Source organism: Paraburkholderia sp. UYCP14C (assembly GCF_004197395.1).
In the GTDB taxonomy this organism is placed as follows: Bacteria; Pseudomonadota; Gammaproteobacteria; order Burkholderiales; family Burkholderiaceae; genus Paraburkholderia.
In genome coordinates, this window is sequence record NZ_SELS01000045.1 from 1 (window position 1) to 18,523 (window position 18,523).

The window sequence follows — 18,523 nt, forward strand, 5'->3', positions numbered from 1 at the left end:
CTTGCTCATCGCGGCTCGTCGGTTCGTTTTGTTCCGACAACTCTAACCCATTCGCCGGCCCTATTTGCACCAGAGCCGAATTTCCGACGTCACGATCGCATATTTGGTCGCCTCGTTGGCCGGCACTCTTTTTGCGTTCAAGTCGCAGTGCATCGAAAGCTGTGGTGACCAGCCACCGACTATCCGCTCATGTCAGTGCTATGAAGTCGCACAGTAAGGCTATATAGGAGGGCAACTCGTAGATCGAAGGCGACTTTATGTTTATTATGCTCGTTAAATATAGATAGGATATAGAGCTATATGGGAAAGCAGATAAGTATCATACTTGCATTCTTTTTCTGGGTTATACCCTACGTTTCATATGCGAACCTCAATGATAAAAGAGTTATTTCATGGAACTTACAAGGAGCATCTCACATGACTGAGAGCAAGTGGAATGTTAACGTAAGAGGCCTGCTGAGGGGGGGGGCGGATCACCAAAATATCGATATAATTAATATTCAAGAAGCTGGCTCCCCCCCCGCGTCTGCTGTCCTTATGCAGCCACTCGGGACACGGCTTGACAACCCAGATAATCTAGCTGTGCCTGTTGAAGAGTATGAATGGAACCTGGGTACAATATATAGAAGAAACATCTATTATATATATTTCTCCCGCGTTGATACGGGCGCGAATAGAGTAAATCTGGCAATTGTTAGTCGGCAGAGAGCAAGCAGAGTGGTAATTTTAGGGACTAGCGTTTTTGCCGCAGGTTACGGCAGGCCCGTATTAGGCATAGAAGTTGATAATTCTTACTATTTCAATATTCATGCTATTGCTAATGGCGGGAGTGATTCTGGTGTAGTCACGGCGCGGGTGTGGGAATATTTTAATCAAAATAATAATCAAAGTAGCTGGATGATAACTGGTGATTTTAACAGAAATCCTTACGGTACCAATAGCCTTCAGGGTCTTCTGGACACAAGGTTTCCCCATGTGGCCGAAAATGTAACAATTGTCTCACAAAATGCTCCAACGCAAGATAGTGGAGGCATTCTCGACTACGCTGTGGTTGGTCAAATAAACAGTATTAATGTTCCTCTGATTACTCTTCGAGCATCACTATTCATAGCCGGCCTGCTTGGTCAAATGTCGTCAGACCACTACCCTGTAATATTCTATAAGAGGTAATTAAGGATGATTTTTTCAAAAACGCTATGCACTCGTTCGTTATGGGTAGGTGCTTCATTATTGCTGCTGTCTGCATCTGCTTCAGCAGAAGACATTTACCTCAATGTAACAATTTCCAACATTTTTAACGGCGGCGTTTTGGCTGCGGTAGGAAAAAATGCGCAACAGAGTTCGGACGTATGGGGGGGGGCTGCTTTTGACTTCCGAAACGATGTTACCCCAATAAATTTTAAATTGCGGTACTTGAACGACGGGAATATCAATTTTGAACACCCAGTAAGTGGTTGGTGTATATATGCTGAAACTAATGGGAATACAGTGATGGGGAATTGCAATCATGACAGAGCAAAATGGCAACTGATCCCCAATGAGAACGGTTCCGTTCTTATAAAAAATGTTGCGCGAAACGGATGCCTTACAGCAAATGGTAAGGATGTTAGACATTTTAAACTTGAATATCCCGGTTGTCCTCTGGAGGGGCAGAGCGCTCATGCATCCACCTCTTGGGTCATAACTCCTTGGCGGGGTAACTCAAAAGTGGTTCTGTCGCAATAAGGGGTAGTGACCACATAGCTGCCAAAAGGGCTCTGGTGCAAATAGGGCCGGCGAATGGGTTAGAGTTGTCGGAACAAAACGAACCGACGAGCCGCGATGAGCAAGCTGAAGAGTCCGGAGTCTCCCGCAGCGTCTTCTCGATTCGCGCCCCGACTTTCTCGAAACCCTCACCAAAGTCCTGCCTGAGAGAGAAATCAAGATCCACTGACGCTCGAGCACTGATCCGGTGAACCAGCGCCATTGCGTTACCACCTTTGAGCACCAGTTGTTCGAGCAGTTCGTCATCAGAAAACATCGCCTGAACAGCCAAACCTTTGATCCTGTCTAGCAGCTTCGGATCTTGCGATGCCATCTTGGGCTTGTTCATCTCATTGCGCTCTATTTCGAATTCGAGCCCATAACGGTAACATGATACGTGACCGATCTCGATCCGAAGGTCTACGCTTCGGTACACGAAGCAATCTCGCTGCCAACTGACAACAGGGCACGGCGACCATTGACGGTACGTTGTTTGGCACGCGAGCAATCAAGCCGAAGTGGCGAGGAAGATAGCCGCAGGGCGATTAATTACTCCTGCCGGCGCTTTTAATGAGATCTGCATACGTACAGCTCACCGACTGTCTGCATGTGCGGCACTTCCTTTGTCAGCGGGTTCGGTTCACCGCCTGCGCGATTGTCATTGACCGTTAGTTGCGTTTTTTGATAGAGACCCGTCTCACTGGTGAGCATTTTCGGGAGCATCTTTTCGACACCGCCAGTTTATTATAGGGACTGATCAATCCCATTTGGACCACTTCCCTCTTGTGTGATTCGGCCAGCGCACCTCGCTGCGCTGGTGCTTATTCTTATCGCGCTGCGATGTGACCCCAAAACGTAACGCCTGTCATTCATTCGTCATCGGGCGCCGATTCAGCCATACCGCTCAATCCCAATTCAAGGGTTTTGCCACGCCAGATTGTGCCCAGGCCCGCCATATCACAGAGAATTGCCCACGCTATATAGGGGACGGGCGTTTCTCCGCTTATCCAGCGTCTGACCTGGCGGCCGCCATGCTCACTCAGCCCGAGCACCCTGGCAAGAGCCCGACCCGACAGCCCGATGCGTCGCACTACCTCCTGAACTTCAGCGCCCCGGGGCCGCTCCCAGCCTTCATCCGCCGGCAGCAGACACTCGGCCCGAATGGGTGTATGAATATCAATCGTCATTTTTCTATCGCCTTTTCTCTTGGTCGTACTTCCTGGAACGGACGGATCTTCGCGCCCGGTCGATCGCGTCCGCAGCGACCTTTTCTTCCAGCCGTAATCGATGCGCGCGGAACTCCTGTTCCGGCCACCGCTCTTCGCACTCTTCGAGTGCCTTGACGGCCTGATCGCGAGTCATCGGATGTGTATATCCCGGCCATGGTTCGTACGCGGCGGCGCCATCACTCGCCACCCGTATGCGCACGGCACGCTGGATGACCCAGTCGTCCGTCCAGATTTCGGGCGCCGCCGAAGCTTCACTGGCATCTATGCCAACTTCCGGCAGGTTGCGCTTATCAAAGTGTCGCTCCCCGGTCGACATGTCGAGCAGCGTAACGATCGCGTCGCCAAATCGTTCCTGCAGATCAACCGCATCTCGCCATGCCTCCCCTGGATCGTCGTATTCCGCCGGCGTATCGCCAAGCTGCGTGTGCCTGAATCCGACCGCACCCCACTGGTCCAAACTGAGCACCACATCGAAATAGCGCTTCGCCTCGTCATCCCAGACCTGCACTCGAAACATGGTGCCCTCCTGATCCTGAACGAATCATTGCTGCGTCTGTCCTCGATCCAGCCCCCACGGCTTCGCCGCGGTGGAAACACGCAGCCTGCGGCTGCTTGACGACCCCGACCGTAGTTGCACGGTGCCTCACCGGATCGTCCCTCCGCTACCGCTGCGAGCCGGCGCTCTCCCCACGCCTCCCGGCGCGGGTCCCCGTGCGCCTCGATCCGGGCGCACAGGCGCGCGCGATGCGCTCCCGGTCAATACGATCCCTGGTTTGGCAGGAAGGGGCTGCCCGGCACAGATGTCTGCGATCGGGCTTCCGAGCCGGAGCCTGTCAGCCCCGGACACAGACACAGACACACCTCACCATTACCAACCAACGTAGTTCAGCAAAAGCTCCGCGATCAGCTTGCGACGAACAAGGTCCAGCCCTGACAGGTCGGCGAAGCCCCTGATGCCTGCTTTCTCCCACAGAAGAACGCTATCGTCGGAGTTGTAGAACGAATACAGCGCGGCAAGGAAGGTGCGCTCGCCGCTGCTGAGAACACCGAAGGCGTCGAGAATGACCGTCCCATTGGGCGCGAGCGCCCACTTGTCTTTCGCGTTCTCAACGGCCTCGCTGGTGCCATCGCCGAAATACACCGGACCGGCGAGCATGACGGCCTGTTTCCACGCCTCAAAAAACCGCGCAGGCGCGTCAGTAAAATGGGCCTCGCTTTCCTCCTGCTCGCGGAGAAACTGTTCGAGCACTTCGGGAGGGAACTTCGATTCGTCGGTCATATCGGCAATTCCTGTTGATAAAGGGCAGTGGTCACCGCTTCCACCTGCTCGGCAGACAGCAAGGACACGTCGATGGCCGTTGCATGTGTATAGATCATCTCGCCATAGATATCGGCAAGGGGACGCGCTTTCGGGCACAGCGCCGCGTCTTCTCCCGACGCCTGGCGGTTTCGCCACACGTTGATCGCCTGTTCAATCCCGGCAATTGTAAAGGTTGGCATGTCAGGCTCCGAAGCCCGCGCGCAAGTGTGTCCACACGCACGCGGGCGGTTCAGGTTATTGAGCGAATAGCACTTCGTAAAGTCCGCCCCGGTCGATCGACATTTCGACGGCCGGCAACTTCGCCACACCACAGATGAAATCGAACGGGCCGCTATACGGCAACATCTCAAGAATCGTCTGATTGCCGAACCATGTGCGCAGCACGTCGCCGCGCTTCAGTTCGCAACCCCGTTTCAGTTCAGTCGTCATGTGACCCGCTCCCGAGTGTGGCGGAGCGCTGCGTGAAACGCTACCAGAGGCGCCCGGGGTGGTACGCGCTCGAACTCGGAAAGCGCGGCGCGCGCGATCGCGCGAAGCTCTTCGCGGTGCATGTCGATCGCATGGCCGTCCCGGTCGAGCATGTTGGCGATGCGATGCAGCGCGTCGGCGGACTTCGCCGCCGCATCTGCCGATAGCGCCATACGGAACAGTTCAGCGCGCACGACTTCACGGTCCCCGTACTGGTAGACGGCCAGCAACGGCAGAAGTGCGGTCAGCCAGGTTGGGCGAATTTGCGTCATGTCCATTTCTTCCTCACTGATTTTCAGGTAGGGCGAAAGACCCCAGCCTGCAGGCCGGGGCTGGTTGATTAGTCGATAGCGCGGAGAATGTTCGCGGCCTCTGCGTGCTGCGTCGCAAAGGCACGCAGGGAGTGGTAGTGGTCAATGATCCTGTCATCGCTGCCCTTTTCCGCCAGGTGGCACAGGGCGAACAGCGTGACGACGATGCCGAACGCGTCCGCGCCCATCATGTCGCTGTAGCCGTTCATGTGCCACCGCACATGCACCCGTCCGCAGTTCGAGGGGGCCATATAGAAACCGCCGTTCGACAACTGGAAGAAGTCCCACGAGCCGCCGTTGTAGGCACTCGAAAGACGCCCGGCCCAGTCGTACACCAACGCCTCGCCCTGGAGGTATCGCGCGCCCAGGTAGTGAGGAAGGAAATTCAGACGCAACTCATCAACAACAACGTTTGACGAGATTCTGGTTTCATTATCAATCACGGTTATCTCCGGTTATGGCCATCGCACCACGCGAGGCACAATTTAATTATAGTGACATTTTGTCCTAACAACAGAGTATTTTTATTTTCATTTTAAATCGCTTTGGTTATTCGATTAAAAAATTCAAAAGATATCCATCGATATATTCTTTACTTAGGTCATTATGTCCTTATAATGGTTATTTGCCTCGCGGGTGGTGCGATGGCCATAACCGGAGATAACCGTGGATCAAATCGTTGAAAAATGTGCAACCGAAACCATTGTCGAAAGCAGTTTCGGCAACGACACCCAGATCGAATACGTGCCGCTCGCACTGTTGTGCAAGTCACCGCACAACGTGCGCCGCAAAGCGCCTACCGGCATCGAGACACTGGCCGGGAACATTGCTGCGGCAGGCGTCATGCAAAACCTCGTCGCCCACGAGGTGAAGGCGCGCGGCAAGCAGCGCAAGCTGGGCGTATGCGCGGGCCAGCGCCGCCTGCTCGCACTGGAACTGCTGCGCACGACTGGCCGGATCGATGACAGCTACCTCGTACCGGTCAAGGTTGTGAGCGAAGCCGATGCCGTCGCGGTGTCGCTGATCGAGAACCAGCAGCGCGAGCCGATGCATCCGGCGGACGCCTGTGAAGCATTCCGCCTGCTGGTCAATGAAGGCCGTACGGTGGACTACATTGCGGCTCTTTTCTCGCTGTCTGAAATCCAGGTGCAAAGGCACCTGAAACTTGCGAACGTGTCGCCCCGCCTGATCGACGTCTTTCGCGATGACGGCATGACGCTGGAAGAGATCCGCACGCTTGCACTGACGGACGATCACGAACTGCAGGAACGCCTGTGGTTTGACGCCGCCCAGGCGTGGCAACGCAACCCGGCGCAGCTGCGCGCCGCGATCACAAACAGCGAAATCAACGTGGCCGACAGCAACCTGGTTGCGTTCGTCACGCTCGACGCGTACGAGGCAGCAGGAGGCAACGTGCGCCGCGACCTGTTCAGCGACGAGCACAACGCCGGGTATGTAACCGATGCCGAACTGCTGCATCGTCTGGTCGCGGAAAAGCTGGTTTCTGTCGCGCAGACCTTGAGCAACGAGGGCTGGAGTTGGGTCGAAACACGTGTGCGCCGTGACTTTTCCGAAATGGCCCGCTTCGGTCGGCTGCCATCAGCGTCACGCGAGTACACGAAGAAGGAAAAGACCGAGCTTCGCGCCTTGAAGAAGGCGAGCGAGGCAGCCGCAGCGGAACTGAACGCGTACTACGACGCCGAAGCCGAAGCCGAGGACAACGCCCGCCGCGACGCACTGGAAACCGTAGCTGACGCCGCTTCCCAGGCGCTGGACGAGTTTGCCGAACGCCTCGAAATCTGGAGCGACGACGAGAAGACGCGTGCTGGTGCATTCGTGACGCTCGACCATGACGGCAACGCCGTAATCGAGCGCGGACTGGTCAAACCTGAGGACCGGGCCAGCGCGAATCGCGAAGGTGTGACGGGTGCTGACGAACTGCCAGCGCCAGCAGAAAAGCCGCTGCACGGCAAAGACCTCAACAAGCGATTGACGGCGCACCGCACCGCCGCCGTCCAGATCGAACTTGCACGGACCCCGGTGGCCGCACTGGCGGTATTGATGCACCGCCTGATCCCGGTTGTGTTCGATGACCGCTATGTCTGCGTCTACGACCAGCATGCCGCCGACGTGCGGGCCACGTGCGCACACAACCGCCTGTTGCAGACAGCGGACGACATGGAAGCCAGCGCGGCATGGAAAGAGATTTCGGCCGAGCGCGAAAAGTGGACCGCGCTGCTGCCGGAGCGTTTCAGTGATGTGCTGCCTTGGCTGATAACGCAGAGCGAAGACGTGTTGAGCAACCTGTTTGCCTTCTGCGTGGCCGCGACCGTCAACGGGGTGAGCGAATCGGATGGCGCACACCCGGTGAACGTGCTGATGAATCTGCTCAACGTCGATATGACGCAGTACTGGACGCCGACGCGAACGAGCTATCTGAACCACGTTTCGAAATCACGTATCGTTGACGTGGTAGCGCAGGCGCTCTCCCCCGAAGCGGCGGCACCGCTGGAGAAATTGAAGAAAGACGCAGCAGCAGAGACGGCAGAACGGTTGCTGGCCGATGCACGCTGGTTGCCCGAGGTGCTGGTGAGCCGGGAAACGCCGGTCGTCTGGGACGACGACGAAGACGAGGAGGAGGAGGAAGCCTAAGCGAGCCCAGTACAGCGCCCCGGACGAAGCTGTTCCGGGGCGCTGATCGATACCCGGCTCATTTTCCAGAATCCCCTTTTTATGCCTCCAGCGCGTCGTTCCCCACGACGCGCTGTTTCTTTTTCTGCGAGCCCGAAGCCACGCCGACCGCTGCGGTGTCGCGCGCGCCTGCGCGCCCGGATCGAGGCGCACGGGGACCCGCGCCGACAGGTGCGGGGAGAGCGCCGACCCGGAGCGCAGCGAGGGGGCGATCCGGCTGGGCACCCGCACACTACGCGGGGACTTTCTCCGCCGCAGCCGCTTTAGCCGCTACCTCCGCGCTGGCCTGCGACTCCGCCTTTTTCTCATTTTCGCGCTCAGCGATGAAAGCGTCACCGCGTTTCTTGAGCGTGTGCTGCAAATCGTCGTCCGTCCTGAACTGATCGAGTGCCCATAGCAAGGCGCCGGTCAGCGTGCCGCGATCCGCCGGAAAATTAGTCATCGAGACAATGCCACCTAGTTCAATCAGTTCGCGCGTGCGGGCCTTGCGTTGATCCTCGCGCCGCGCGCTCAGCATGCGGGCCGCTTCGGCCTTCATCGCGTCAGCCTTCTGGTTAATCTTTTCAAGCCTGACCAGCTTGTCTAACTGGCGGGACTCCTGCGCGGTCGGATTCGGAATCGCGGCCAGTTCGACCAGCAACGATTGGGTGGCGGTGGGCGACTTCAAACCCTTGATGTACTGGACGTGTTCCGTGAGCCATTCGGCCTTTGCCATCATTTCTCTCCTGGATCCAAATTCACGTTGCATCGGGCGACAGCGCAGACCGACCATCAGCCCCTTTCTGCCAAGCCATTTCAGATTATGAAAACCGCAAAGCGGGCCAGCAAGGGCGCGCCACTCGGCAGTATCTGGCGAGCAAAGCGAGTCAGAGCGCGCTTCCGCGTTTCTATGCTAGCATAGAAACAGCTTATGATAAGACGAAAGCCAAAGCGCCCATGCCAACGTACCATCTGAGCGTAAAAGCAGGCAGGAAGGCTGCCGCAGGGGAGCACGCAAAATACATTGCGCGGGAGGATCACTACGCCTACATTTCTCGCGGTGGCAAGTTCGAGGAACGCGGCGATCTGAGGATGACCGAGAGCGGAAATATGCCGGCGTGGGCCGCACACGACGCCAGCATTTTCTGGCAGGCAGCGGACACTTACGAGCGGGCAAACGGTCGCCCGTACACGGAAATCGAGGTTTCGATTCCGCGCGAACTGGACGATGAACAGCGAGTCGCACTCGTTCGCGAGTTCGTTGAACACACGCTCGGCGAGCGGCACGCGTACACCTGGGCGATTCACAATCCAGCGGCAAGCGACGGACTGGAACAGCCGCACGCGCACATCATGTTCACAGAACGCGTGAACGACGGCATCGCGCGCGATCCGGCGCAATACTTCAAGCGCTGGAATGCGAAGGAACCTGAAAAAGGCGGTGCGGGAAAAGACCGCTATTTGGGCAGCCGGCAGTTCGTGCGCGACGTTCGGGAAGAATGGGCCATCACGGCGAATCACTTTATGGCGCGGGCGGGCATCGAGGCCCGCATCGATCATCGCAGTTATCGGACACTAGGTATCGAGCTGGAACCGTCCGTCAAGGTCGGCGTCGCGCGCTACGCGGGCGAGCGCGGCGTCATGGCAGGTGTGCTCAAAGAGAACCGCCAGCGCGCGTACCGTAACGGCCAGCGGCTGCTCATCAACCCCGCGATCGGCGTCGCCGCGTTGACGATCAATCAGTCCACCTTCTCACGGCGCGACGTCGAGCAATTCGTGTTTCGCAATACCGACGGCGCCGAACAGTTCCGGCAGGTGTATGCGCGCTTGATGAATTCGAAGGAACTGCTCGCGCTAAAGGATTCCGGTCGCAACGGCGAGTGGTTCACGTCGGCGGATCTGCGCGCGATTGAGGTCCAGCTGGTCGAGCGTGCGCGCTTCATGAGTCGCGCCGACGACGCTGCAACCGGCGACGCCGCGGTGCGCGAAATGCTCCGTGCAACCCGGAAATTCAATGCGGGACAGGATGCGGCTTTTGTCGCGCTCGCCAGCGGCGGCCAGCTGGTGGTGGTAAATGGTGCGGCGGGTACAGGGAAGAGCTATGTGCTCGCGGCCGCACGCGAAGCGCTCGAGGCGGACGGCCTGCGCGTGATCGGCGCAGCCCTGCAGGGCAAGACGGCCGACGACATGCAGCGCGACGCCGGCATTGCGAGCCGGACGCTGCACAGCTTGCTGTCGGGCATCGAGCGCGGTACGGCCACCTTGGATGCGAAAACGGTTCTGGTGATCGACGAAGCCGGCATGGTTGGCTCGCGGCAGATGGAAAAACTGCTTGGCCACGCGCAATCGTCCGGGGCACGTGTGCGCCTGGTGGGTGATGCGTGGCAGCTGCATGCGGTCGACGCCGGCGATGCTTTTCGCGCCGTGTCGCGCGAAGCGGCCGCCGCAAACCGCCTCGAAAGCCTGACCGAGATCAAGCGTCAGGATGAGACCTGGCAGCGCGAAGCGACTTCGGCACTGGCCCGGCACGATGTGCCAAAAGCCGTTTCTGCGTATGCGGAGCGCGGGGACGTGCAACTGTATTCGACCGTCGCCGACGCGCGCGAGCAGCTGATCGCGCAATGGCAAGATGATCGCCGGGCAAGCCCCGGCAAGACCCAGCTGCTGCTGACCCACACCAACGAACAGCGCTGCGCGCTGAATGCGCGCGTACGTGAATTGCGGCGGGCCGCCGGCGAGCTGGGCGCCGAACAGTCCGTGCGCACCGAGGAACGGCACATCGCGATCGCTGCCGGCGAGCGGATCATGTTCCTGCAGAACGAATACGTGATGCAGGTGAAGAACGGAACACTGGCCACCGTCGAACGGATCGACGCGTCGGCGGACAGGAAAGCGGCGGGCGCCGTGCTACATGTGCGCCTGGATGACGGCCGGCGACTCGCGGTCGATACGGCGCAGTACGGCCATTTCGATCACGGCTACGCGCTCACGGTCCATAAGAGCCAGGGCGTGACGGTCGATCGCGCGTACGTGCTGGCCACGAAGAGCATGCACGCCGAGCTGGCCTACGTTGCGATGACGCGGCACAAGGAAAAACTGACCGTGGCGGCCGGACGCGACGAGTTTGCGGACGGTGCAGCGCTGATGCGCAGCCTGTCGCGTGCCGACGAAAAATCGTTCAGTGCGCAACATGAGTTGCAGCCGGAGCGCGATCGCCGGCCAGAACTGGGCTACCGGCACACGCTGAACCAGCGGCGCGCCGAATTCTCCAATGCGCCGCGGCCGCAACGTGCGGAAAAGACGCTCGGCCGAGCAGTCGAGCAGTATGCCGACGCTCTATCCGCTGCGTCGGTGGCAAACCGGGCAGGCAAGCCGGTGCCGGCGAAGGATCGTGCGGCGCTGAAGCGGGCGAGTGTTGGGCTGAACAGGCTCGATCCAGCGATGCGCCGCGAGATCCGGCACGTGGTCGAGCGGGATGATCGCGCCTGGCGCGCGCTCGTTGAACTCAGCGGCCCCGCGCGCGCGGCTGCGCTTGTCAATGAGGTGGCACGGGCCCGAGCGCAGCGCGCCGGCATCGACACGTCAGCCGCCGGACACCCGCAAGCGTCGTCGCCAGCCACCGAGTCCCGGCGTTTCGCCGACCTGACGCCAGAAGAACGTCAGGAACGGCGCAACGAGTTCAAGGCTCAGTTGCGCGAAGCGGCTGGCCAGCCGGTCGAGCGACATAAGCCCCCGCGTGAGCGCACGGTATCGCGCGGGCGTGGCGGACCAGAAATTGGTGATTAATCCGATTATCGGGATAATTGGCCAACGCTGAATAAACCAATTGATTTGCACCCCGCCCTATGTTTGGGCTAATGCCTCTTCGTCGCCTCGGAAAGGCGTTGTTTTATGGCTCGCACTTAATCAGGCGCGGGCTTTTTTATTGCCGTTTTTGGCGCGAAAATATCCAATACCGCTTGCTATTTTCGTGATGGCGGATTAACCACGTTTCTGTAGACTTCCTGGGGTCTTCGTGAGAAATAGCGTGTGTAGGGCAATCAGGCGAGCACGCGAGCGCGTTGATTTACGGGTGTGCCGCAGGCGCGCGCGTAAATCTTTTATCGCGCACTTAGGGATTCGACGGCCGCAGGCCGGCGTAGCCCTTAGTGCCTGCCCCGCAGAAGTCTTGGTGAATGGTTTTGGTTTCTTCCACCCTCTTTGAGGGCTGGATAGAAGCGTGCGCAGCACGCGCAGGCCGACGCGGAGCGTCGGGGCGGAGGACCGTAGGTCCGTAGGGTAGGCGCTTTTTACGGCGCAGCTAAAATGATGGCGCGTAATCGTGAGCAAAGACGCAGAATGCAGGGCGGGGGTTTGTAAATAGGTTTGTAGGGGTTTGTATACGCGCGAAAGCCTTGCCAGGAATGGGTTTGCGGCGCATTCATCTGACGTTTTCCCACTGAAAAATGACGTTTGCCCACTTAGTCGGGCGAATTCCCACTGTTGTCCACAGGCACCTATTCTGACGTTTTCCCACTAGCAGAGGATAGCTAGCGAATTCTGACGTTTTCCCACTGAACCCCATTTCTGACGATATCTAATGTTGACAGAATGCGGGCTGTCTGTCATCGTCGAACCGTGTCAGGTCAAGTTGGGAAACGTCAGAATGAAAGTACCGGCAACACTTCAAGAAATGCCCGATAGCGCTCTCTCCGAGCGGTTCGTTAACATGAGCAATGCCCTCACGCGTGCAGCCCAAGGCCTCAAACTGATCGAGAAGCGGCTGATATCTGCCGCGATCGCTCAAAGCGACTCGGTCGAACTGCGCAAGCTGGCGGCCGCCTTGGGACCAAACGAGGGGTGGCGGGTAAAACTGTCCGCGCAGGAATACGCAGCGGCCTTTGCCGTCGACCAGCCGACGGCTTACGTGCAGCTTCGTGAGGCCGCAGAGTCGATCTTCAACAAGTACATCCGTACCGTAGAACAGACACGCCGGGGCGAAAAAGAGCGCAAATACCGGTGGGTCTCCGGAAATACGTATCACGAAGGCGAAGGGTGGGTCGACGTCAATTTCTCGCCTGAGGTCGCGCCATTCCTGTTGGGCCTGCGCAAGGAATTCACAACCTACAAGCTCAAGCATACCGCCGCGCTTCGCTCCGTCTACTCGTGGCGGCTGATGGAGATGTTCGCCCAATATCGGGACACTGGCCTGGTCCGTATTAGCTTCGACGACTTTTGTCATGCGATGGATGCGCCCCCGAGTTGTGTCAAAGACTTTGGCCAGATGCGACGGCGCGTAATCGACGTCGCCGTCGACGAGCTGACCGGCAAGGATGGCCTGCTTATCGAGTGGAAGCCAACCAAGCAGGGCGGCCGAAAGGTCACTGGCCTGGAGTTCCGGTTTAAGCCGAATCCGCAACTGTTCCTTCTCTGACACCAACTCACGACGCCTGACTAAGTGGGTAAACGTCAGAATAGGGGCTCCGGGCGCCGCGGAACCCCTAATCATTCGTTTCTTCGATAGTCTGGCGTGCCTCGACGCGCTAGCGGTGCATGGCCGAAACCCTTTTCGCACCTTCGCGCATGTGTGGAGGGCTCAGCCCCACACGCCAGAGCAAAGCGATCTTCAGTCCCATGCAGACTCCTGCGCCGCCGATGAAGCGACGGCATCCGAGGCGGCTGCATTGATTTCATCCAGCGTCCTGCCGGCACGCGGCGATGACTTCGCAACGCGACTCAACGTCGGCGGCGGCAGTTCCGGCATCTCCTCGCCCGCACGCCAGATCCACGACGGCATGTCGCTTTCATCGATTAGCGCAGACAGCGCATCCTCGTCTTCCTGTTCGACGCCGGGCGGCTGCACATACAGCGCAACGGGCTTCGGTAACACATCGGCAAGCACCGCGCACGCGAGCGGCTTGTTTTCCGCCAGGTTGTAACGAAGGCCCTTTACGAAGCGGCGCTTGTGCGCCGTAAGCGCATCGAGCATCAGCTTGTCGTAAGCGTGCTCGAATGGAATCCAGTTGGACGACACGACCATGACGGCAAGCGTCTCGATCGACGCGATGCCGGTCGGGCTCAGGCCAAAAGTTGCAATGAACACGAGGTGCGCATCCTCGATGCTGTCCCACAGTGCCAGTTCATTCGCAAAACGCTTCTGGAGCCGTCGATGCAGATCCTCACTCAGCATGAACGGAAAGTCCGGAAGGTGTTTTGCGACGATCTTGAAACCATAACGCGATTCCGCAATCTCCTTCGCTTCTCCGATCGCGATCATCAGTTTGCGTGCTTTCTTGTTGATGGCCAGCTCTGCCATGTGAGCAATGCGGCGCTGTGTCACGCCTGCCGCATGCTCCAACGAGAACGACTCCGGTACATACAGTGACCGCCCCAGCGGCTCTCCCTTGGATACCTTGCCGGCCGCGGCCTGCAGCAGGAATTTGCGCACGACGTACCAGCTGCGCTTGCCCTCCATCGCCGGATACCAGCGATTCAGGCCAGCTTCCTCCCACAGGTAGTGCAAGGTGCCGCGCAGCGTTAGTTTTGCGCCGTCTGTGCGCACCGTGTCGGCCGCCACGCCCGAGGGTGCCGGCGCAGCTTTACCACCGGTCTTCGACAGGCTGAAATCGAGCCTGAGCGTGGTAATACCGTCCTCGATGTTCTCCTGGATAGCCTCCCCTTTCACCTCGCCCAGTCCGGAGAGTTCCGCCGGCGGCTCGTAGGACGCACAATCCGGCGCATGTGCGCCCCCCGTATTCGGCATGCGCTTGATCACATAGTGTTCGCCGACTTTTGCGACATACATCGGGACGCCGACCGGCGTACACATGCACAGCGGCCGAACCTTCTCGCCGTGCGCATCGGCGAGGTATGCCTGCAGGTCACCGGCATTAGCCGCAACAATCACGTCATCGAATCGAAACTCGCTCATACCGTTACCTCTACCCGACGTCGCTACGACTGCGTTGAAGGGAGGGCCGCGCCGATGATGATTGCAGTCGCCCCAGGTTCGTCCTGCGGAGCAGGCGCTGGATTGACAGGTGCAGGCACAGCGATTGACGGAAGCACCTCACGTGGCGGCACCTCGATGTAGGCAGGCACGCGCACCGGGTAGTCACGCGCACCAAACCTGATTTTTGCGAGCGGCCAATCCTTGCCGTATTTCAGGTAGCCGTTCAGGTCGGGCAGGTTCGATATCTGCGACGACGTGACGACATGCTCCGACTCTCGCCGGCGCTCGCGCGTATTGATACGCAACTGTCCCTGCACGCCGATCGGGTGGCGCTCCACTTCGTGCGTACCAATCATCTCGGACATGCGTTTGGTCGTCAGGGCATTGGCGCCGCCCATCGCAAGCAGGCTACGGAAGCACGACAGCACCGCCTTCGCGGGCAGTTCGCCCAGCTGCATGTCCATCTGTACGAGATCCTGAACACCGCCAACCACACACAGGCCATGTTTGCGTCCCTTCGAGACCGCAGCCTCGAAACTGTAGAGGCGGCCAAGCGAGGCCAGTTCGTCCTTGTATACCCACAGTCGCCGGTCGAAAGTCGGCGCTTCGCTGAGGATCATCGCGTAGATCAGATCGAGCCAGACCGGGATGGTCGGACCTAGCGCCGTGCGCTGATCCTCGCGCCACGTAAGCCAGATGTTCCCGCCGTTTTCATCGCTCATCCAGCGCCGGATTGAAAAATCGCCATCGGGAATGCGTCGCAGTGGCCGGATGTACTTGTTCAGCGTAAAGATGATGCTGGCCGTTGCCCGGTCCGCATCCTTCGCGAAGAAACCCACCGAATCCGTATCTTCCAGGTACTTCTGCAACACCGGGCGCTGCTCACGCACAAGCAGATCCGTCAGCGTCACCATGTCGCGCATGTCGTCCTGGTCAAGCTTGTTCATCGTGTCCGCGAGCACCGCACGCGCATACCCTGCCCATTCTTCGGCCTGGTCCCCGTTCTGCGGCGGAATCGCCGAATGCGCGAGGCGCTCGAAGTCGAAGCCGTGATCGACCTCATTGAACAGCGACCAGCCGACGCACCGGGCGTCGTACGGGTTGATCACCACGTCGCCAGGCAGATAGAAACGCGACATGAGCGAGCCGTTTGGATCGACCACCACCATGCGGTCATCGCGGCGCAGTGCCGATGCGACCAGACCATTGATCGCCTGACTCTTCCCAGTACCGGGTGCGCCCACAATGATCAGGTTCTGCGTCTCCAGATCCGTCGGCATCTCGACACCACACACGGCAACCGGCGCGCGTGGTGCATCACCGTGCTTCACTGCGAGCTTGCGATAACTGTTGTTATGCCGCGCGATCCGGTTGCTCAACTGGTGCCGGTTTTCCATCTTCGTGCCACGAATGAATTTGGCGTACCGGTAGCCTTCGAAGCCATTGAACAGGTACTCGTGGCACGCCCATGCGCCCCCCGCCGCGAGCGCCGCGCCCGGCACTGCGCCCCAGAACAGTAATGGATCACGCACGGAAGCCATGCAACCGTGAAAGATCCCCGCAGGAAACGGCAGAGGCGGATACCCTCCGAGTGTGAAGGACACGCAAAGGCCAAGGACAAGCGCGAGCACTGCGCCCGTCCACTGCATCATCACGACCTCGTGCTTTTGCATGATCAGCCTATCCCGTGTCCTTCACGTTGCTTTCCCGGCCTGACGGCCTCCTTGGCCCGCTCAGAGACTGCCTGCTTGCCGTCGCGCGTAAAGCCGGCCGACTCGCGCAGGTTTCCGAAGAACTCAGCGCGACGCTCGAGCTTTTCGTGTGCATTCAGTTCGGAAAATTTCTTACGTGGTCCTGCGTCGGCACGCGCGGCGATGGCCCCTTCCACCTGTTGCACCTTGCCCGCCACCGCCGACTTGCCGGCATCTGGAACGCCCCGGTCGGCGGCCTCCTTCGTTTTGTTTCGACCAAGTTTCTTGAAGCCCGCAACCCCGTCGATGGACTTCCTTGCCTCTGGCGTCTGGCCACTGTTCTCCACTGGCGCAGCTGACGGCGTTCGCTTGCCAGCGCCCATTTCGATGACGTTCGACTTTTGCGCCGCCGGTTTTTCCGCGGCCTTCTTTGCTACCTTCTCGACCGGCGCCGTGCTCTTCCCACTGCCGCGCGCGAAGAACGCATTGCGCGCGGCATCGATCGCGGCCTTGTCAGATGCCACCGCATCCGGCGCCCTGTCGGCGTTGGCCTCTTTCGTTTCACGCAGCATTTCGAGTGTCGCTTTGGCCTGTTCAGCACTAACCCCCGTGGTCTTCGCGACTGTATCCACAGTCGCTGTAAATTTGGCCGGATCTTTCAGGGTCTCCAGAGACGTATCAATACTGACGCTCTCTTTCGCGGCCGCTACCGAACCCTTGCCCGCCGCTGCCTCTACCGTGCGGTCTGCGGTCTTCTGCACGGCCTGCTCCGCGATGGACTGCGCCGCAGCCTTCTCCGGGCTCTCGATCGCACGGCGCACCTGCGCCCGTAACGCCTGCTCCTGCGCATCGAGCTTGATCTCGGCAAGCTCCAGCTCACGATTGCGAGCTTCCAGCGATTTCGCCCAGCCATCGAGCGTCTTGGGGTAAGTGTGAGTGGCGCCCTTGTCGTCGACGCGCGATTGAGCCTTCGCGAACAGATCGGCGATTTCCTGGCGACTCCATTCGCGAGGCACATTCAGATCCTTGTTCGCATGCAGGATCTCGGCAGTCTTCTTTGCATCAATCAACGCCAGCTTGTTCAGACCCGACAGGAGCGACGCCCGGTCAGTAATCTGCTCGGCCCGCTGTGCCTGCTCGACCTCTTTTTCTGCTAACGCCTGTTCGAGCGCACCCCGCATCGCGGCCGTGTCGATCAGCTCACCATCTTTCAGGCCGAAGCGTGCCTTCAGCGCCTTGGCATCGATCGCGAGCTGCTTGTCCTCACGGCGCTGCTGGTCCTCGCGTTCGCTTGCCTGCGCGACTGCGTGCGGCTCCCTTTTAAGCCAGTCCTGCCGGTATGCGAGATTCTTCTGGCGCGCCTCGAGACTCGCACGGCGTTGCGCGAGCGCCTGTTCCTGCTCCGCAAGCTGTTGCTGACGCTCCTTGTCGCTAAACCGCAATACGGTGTCTTCAAACATAAAAACCTCCGTCAGTTCGACGCCTGCTCGGACCAGGGGCGCCCTTGGTTAAACCGGCTTTGCCAGTGCTGCTGATACGCCTGTGCGACCACCGGCACATGCCACATCACCACAGCGTTTTCGCTGTTGTACCTGGCGGCCGACGTCGTGTAATTGAAGCTGCCCGTCTCGACCGATTCACCGTCGATCACCATGAACTTGTCGTGATGAATCGGATACGCGTCGATCGTCCGGACGCCGACGCCCGCGCCAGACAGCAGATCGAGTGCGATGCGACCTTTGCCGCTGCGATCCTCAATCAGGTTGCTCTTCCGATCAGCAACCACCGCCACGTCAACGCCGCGTCGATGCGCTTCGATCAGCGCCTGCACGATCGTCGGCGACGTGAAGCTGTACGCCGACAGGTGAATCGAGTGGCGAGCCGTGCAGATGGCTTTAAGCACGAGCCGCTCGGCAGAACCTTCCGGCGAAAAACCCGTGTCGATCGCGGGACCGTCGGGGGCTACGCATGCGGCCCGGGCACTGATCGGGTAGGTCAAAAGGGGAAAGGCCAGAACCGCAAGAGCAGACGTGACGGCTGCAGATCTGAGCGAACGATAGAGCTTGCGCATCCTCGCCCTCACCGGACCTGCCCCAACAACTCGACGCGCCTCCCGACGGCGACGTCAACACTAGGACAATTGCCCTGCGTCTCGCCAC

General features: G+C 59.2%; 18 protein-coding genes. 5 read left to right on the forward strand and 13 right to left on the reverse strand.

What is annotated here, in order from left to right; all coding sequences use genetic code 11:
- Positions 1 to 300 precede the first annotated feature (300 nt).
- Both EVC45_RS30975 and EVC45_RS30980 read left to right on the forward strand, forming a co-directional pair.
- Positions 301 to 1,170: a cytolethal distending toxin subunit B family protein gene (locus EVC45_RS30975; RefSeq protein ID WP_129961983.1), complete on the forward strand. Its 870-nt coding sequence runs from the start codon at positions 301 to 303 to the stop codon at positions 1,168 to 1,170.
- A gap of 6 nt (positions 1,171 to 1,176) precedes the next feature.
- Positions 1,177 to 1,725: a hypothetical protein gene (locus tag EVC45_RS30980; RefSeq protein WP_129961984.1), complete on the forward strand. Its 549-nt coding sequence runs from the start codon at positions 1,177 to 1,179 to the stop codon at positions 1,723 to 1,725.
- Here the strand turns inward: EVC45_RS30980 and EVC45_RS30985 are convergent.
- The 8 genes from EVC45_RS30985 to EVC45_RS31020 all read right to left on the reverse strand — a co-directional run bounded on the left by EVC45_RS30985 (position 1,679) and on the right by EVC45_RS31020 (position 5,515).
- A complete protein-coding gene (locus EVC45_RS30985) occupies positions 1,679 to 2,092 on the reverse strand; it encodes a nucleotidyl transferase AbiEii/AbiGii toxin family protein (protein WP_211193502.1) in 414 nt (137 codons plus the stop codon). The genes EVC45_RS30980 and EVC45_RS30985 overlap by 47 nt on opposite strands.
- A 520-nt stretch (positions 2,093 to 2,612) precedes the next feature.
- Positions 2,613 to 2,930, reverse strand: coding sequence for an XRE family transcriptional regulator (locus EVC45_RS30990; protein ID WP_129961985.1), 318 nt, complete (start codon positions 2,928 to 2,930; stop codon positions 2,613 to 2,615).
- Positions 2,931 to 2,934: 4 nt separating this feature from the next.
- The gene (locus tag EVC45_RS30995) at positions 2,935 to 3,489 is read right to left on the reverse strand and encodes a hypothetical protein (protein WP_129961986.1); all 555 of its coding nucleotides are present in this window, start codon (positions 3,487 to 3,489) and stop codon (positions 2,935 to 2,937) included.
- Positions 3,490 to 3,840: 351 nt separating this feature from the next.
- Positions 3,841 to 4,251 (reverse strand): hypothetical protein, encoded by a 411-nt coding sequence (locus EVC45_RS31000; protein WP_129961987.1) that lies wholly within the window; start codon positions 4,249 to 4,251, stop codon positions 3,841 to 3,843.
- The gene (locus EVC45_RS31005; protein WP_129961988.1) at positions 4,248 to 4,472 is read right to left on the reverse strand and encodes a DUF3717 domain-containing protein; all 225 of its coding nucleotides are present in this window, start codon (positions 4,470 to 4,472) and stop codon (positions 4,248 to 4,250) included. Before EVC45_RS31005 ends, EVC45_RS31000 begins: the two co-directional genes overlap by 4 nt.
- Before the next feature lie 55 nt (positions 4,473 to 4,527).
- Positions 4,528 to 4,722 carry a hypothetical protein gene (locus EVC45_RS31010; protein ID WP_129961989.1) on the reverse strand — a complete coding sequence of 65 codons (195 nt, stop codon included), beginning with the start codon at positions 4,720 to 4,722 and terminating at the stop codon, positions 4,528 to 4,530.
- Positions 4,719 to 5,039 (reverse strand): hypothetical protein, encoded by a 321-nt coding sequence (locus tag EVC45_RS31015; RefSeq protein WP_129961990.1) that lies wholly within the window; start codon positions 5,037 to 5,039, stop codon positions 4,719 to 4,721. Before EVC45_RS31015 ends, EVC45_RS31010 begins: the two co-directional genes overlap by 4 nt.
- Positions 5,040 to 5,101: 62 nt before the next feature.
- Positions 5,102 to 5,515, reverse strand: a complete 414-nt coding sequence (locus tag EVC45_RS31020; RefSeq protein WP_129961991.1) for an antirestriction protein — start codon at positions 5,513 to 5,515, stop codon at positions 5,102 to 5,104.
- Between the two features lie 223 nt (positions 5,516 to 5,738).
- Between EVC45_RS31020 and EVC45_RS31025 the strand changes: the two genes are divergently transcribed.
- The gene (locus EVC45_RS31025; protein ID WP_248295324.1) at positions 5,739 to 7,724 is read left to right on the forward strand and encodes a ParB/RepB/Spo0J family partition protein; all 1,986 of its coding nucleotides are present in this window, start codon (positions 5,739 to 5,741) and stop codon (positions 7,722 to 7,724) included.
- Between the two features lie 271 nt (positions 7,725 to 7,995).
- On the opposite strand, the gene EVC45_RS31030 is transcribed toward EVC45_RS31025, so the two are convergent.
- On the reverse strand, positions 7,996 to 8,481 hold the full coding sequence (locus EVC45_RS31030) for a conjugal transfer protein TraD (protein WP_211193503.1): 486 nt from the start codon (positions 8,479 to 8,481) through the stop codon (positions 7,996 to 7,998).
- Positions 8,482 to 8,834: 353 nt separating this feature from the next.
- Between EVC45_RS31030 and traA the strand changes: the two genes are divergently transcribed.
- Together traA and EVC45_RS31040 are read left to right on the forward strand one after the other, a co-directional pair.
- Positions 8,835 to 11,528 carry a Ti-type conjugative transfer relaxase TraA gene (traA, locus tag EVC45_RS31035; protein WP_168991563.1) on the forward strand — a complete coding sequence of 898 codons (2,694 nt, stop codon included), beginning with the start codon at positions 8,835 to 8,837 and terminating at the stop codon, positions 11,526 to 11,528.
- A gap of 859 nt (positions 11,529 to 12,387) precedes the next feature.
- Entirely contained in the window at positions 12,388 to 13,155 is a 768-nt protein-coding gene (locus EVC45_RS31040) for a replication initiation protein (protein ID WP_129961994.1), read from the forward strand.
- A gap of 192 nt (positions 13,156 to 13,347) precedes the next feature.
- Here the strand turns inward: EVC45_RS31040 and EVC45_RS31045 are convergent, their stop codons facing one another.
- From EVC45_RS31045 to EVC45_RS31060, 4 genes are read right to left on the reverse strand one after another with little or no spacing between them, the layout of a single operon-like run.
- Complete coding sequence (locus EVC45_RS31045; RefSeq protein WP_129961995.1) at positions 13,348 to 14,652, reverse strand: DUF1173 domain-containing protein; 1,305 nt, start codon at positions 14,650 to 14,652, stop codon at positions 13,348 to 13,350.
- A 23-nt stretch (positions 14,653 to 14,675) separates the two neighbouring features.
- Positions 14,676 to 16,346 (reverse strand): type IV secretion system DNA-binding domain-containing protein, encoded by a 1,671-nt coding sequence (locus tag EVC45_RS31050; protein WP_129961996.1) that lies wholly within the window; start codon positions 16,344 to 16,346, stop codon positions 14,676 to 14,678.
- Between the two features lie 2 nt (positions 16,347 to 16,348).
- Positions 16,349 to 17,824 (reverse strand): hypothetical protein, encoded by a 1,476-nt coding sequence (locus EVC45_RS31055; RefSeq protein WP_129961997.1) that lies wholly within the window; start codon positions 17,822 to 17,824, stop codon positions 16,349 to 16,351.
- Positions 17,825 to 17,835: 11 nt separating this feature from the next.
- A complete protein-coding gene (locus EVC45_RS31060) occupies positions 17,836 to 18,435 on the reverse strand; it encodes a phospholipase D family protein (RefSeq protein ID WP_129961998.1) in 600 nt (199 codons plus the stop codon).
- Positions 18,436 to 18,523 lie beyond the last annotated feature (88 nt).

Bases quoted from the DNA above. Each gene is read 5' to 3' on its own strand.
- EVC45_RS30985 (WP_211193502.1), bottom strand. From the start codon at position 2,092: ATGAACAAGCCCAAGATGGCATCGCAAGATCCGAAGCTGCTAGACAGG.
- EVC45_RS31040 (WP_129961994.1), top strand. From the start codon at position 12,388: ATGAAAGTACCGGCAACACTTCAAGAAATGCCCGATAGCGCTCTCTCC.
- traA (WP_168991563.1), top strand. From the start codon at position 8,835: ATGACCGAGAGCGGAAATATGCCGGCGTGGGCCGCACACGACGCCAGC.
- EVC45_RS30990 (WP_129961985.1), bottom strand. From the start codon at position 2,930: ATGACGATTGATATTCATACACCCATTCGGGCCGAGTGTCTGCTGCCG.
- EVC45_RS31050 (WP_129961996.1), bottom strand. From the start codon at position 16,346: ATGCAAAAGCACGAGGTCGTGATGATGCAGTGGACGGGCGCAGTGCTC.
- EVC45_RS31055 (WP_129961997.1), bottom strand. From the start codon at position 17,824: ATGTTTGAAGACACCGTATTGCGGTTTAGCGACAAGGAGCGTCAGCAA.
- EVC45_RS31005 (WP_129961988.1), bottom strand. From the start codon at position 4,472: ATGCCAACCTTTACAATTGCCGGGATTGAACAGGCGATCAACGTGTGG.
- EVC45_RS31015 (WP_129961990.1), bottom strand. From the start codon at position 5,039: ATGGACATGACGCAAATTCGCCCAACCTGGCTGACCGCACTTCTGCCG.
- EVC45_RS31060 (WP_129961998.1), bottom strand. From the start codon at position 18,435: ATGCGCAAGCTCTATCGTTCGCTCAGATCTGCAGCCGTCACGTCTGCT.
- EVC45_RS30980 (WP_129961984.1), top strand. From the start codon at position 1,177: ATGATTTTTTCAAAAACGCTATGCACTCGTTCGTTATGGGTAGGTGCT.
- EVC45_RS30975 (WP_129961983.1), top strand. From the start codon at position 301: ATGGGAAAGCAGATAAGTATCATACTTGCATTCTTTTTCTGGGTTATA.
- EVC45_RS31030 (WP_211193503.1), bottom strand. From the start codon at position 8,481: ATGATGGCAAAGGCCGAATGGCTCACGGAACACGTCCAGTACATCAAG.
- EVC45_RS31000 (WP_129961987.1), bottom strand. From the start codon at position 4,251: ATGACCGACGAATCGAAGTTCCCTCCCGAAGTGCTCGAACAGTTTCTC.
- EVC45_RS30995 (WP_129961986.1), bottom strand. From the start codon at position 3,489: ATGTTTCGAGTGCAGGTCTGGGATGACGAGGCGAAGCGCTATTTCGAT.
- EVC45_RS31010 (WP_129961989.1), bottom strand. From the start codon at position 4,722: ATGACGACTGAACTGAAACGGGGTTGCGAACTGAAGCGCGGCGACGTG.
- EVC45_RS31045 (WP_129961995.1), bottom strand. From the start codon at position 14,652: ATGAGCGAGTTTCGATTCGATGACGTGATTGTTGCGGCTAATGCCGGT.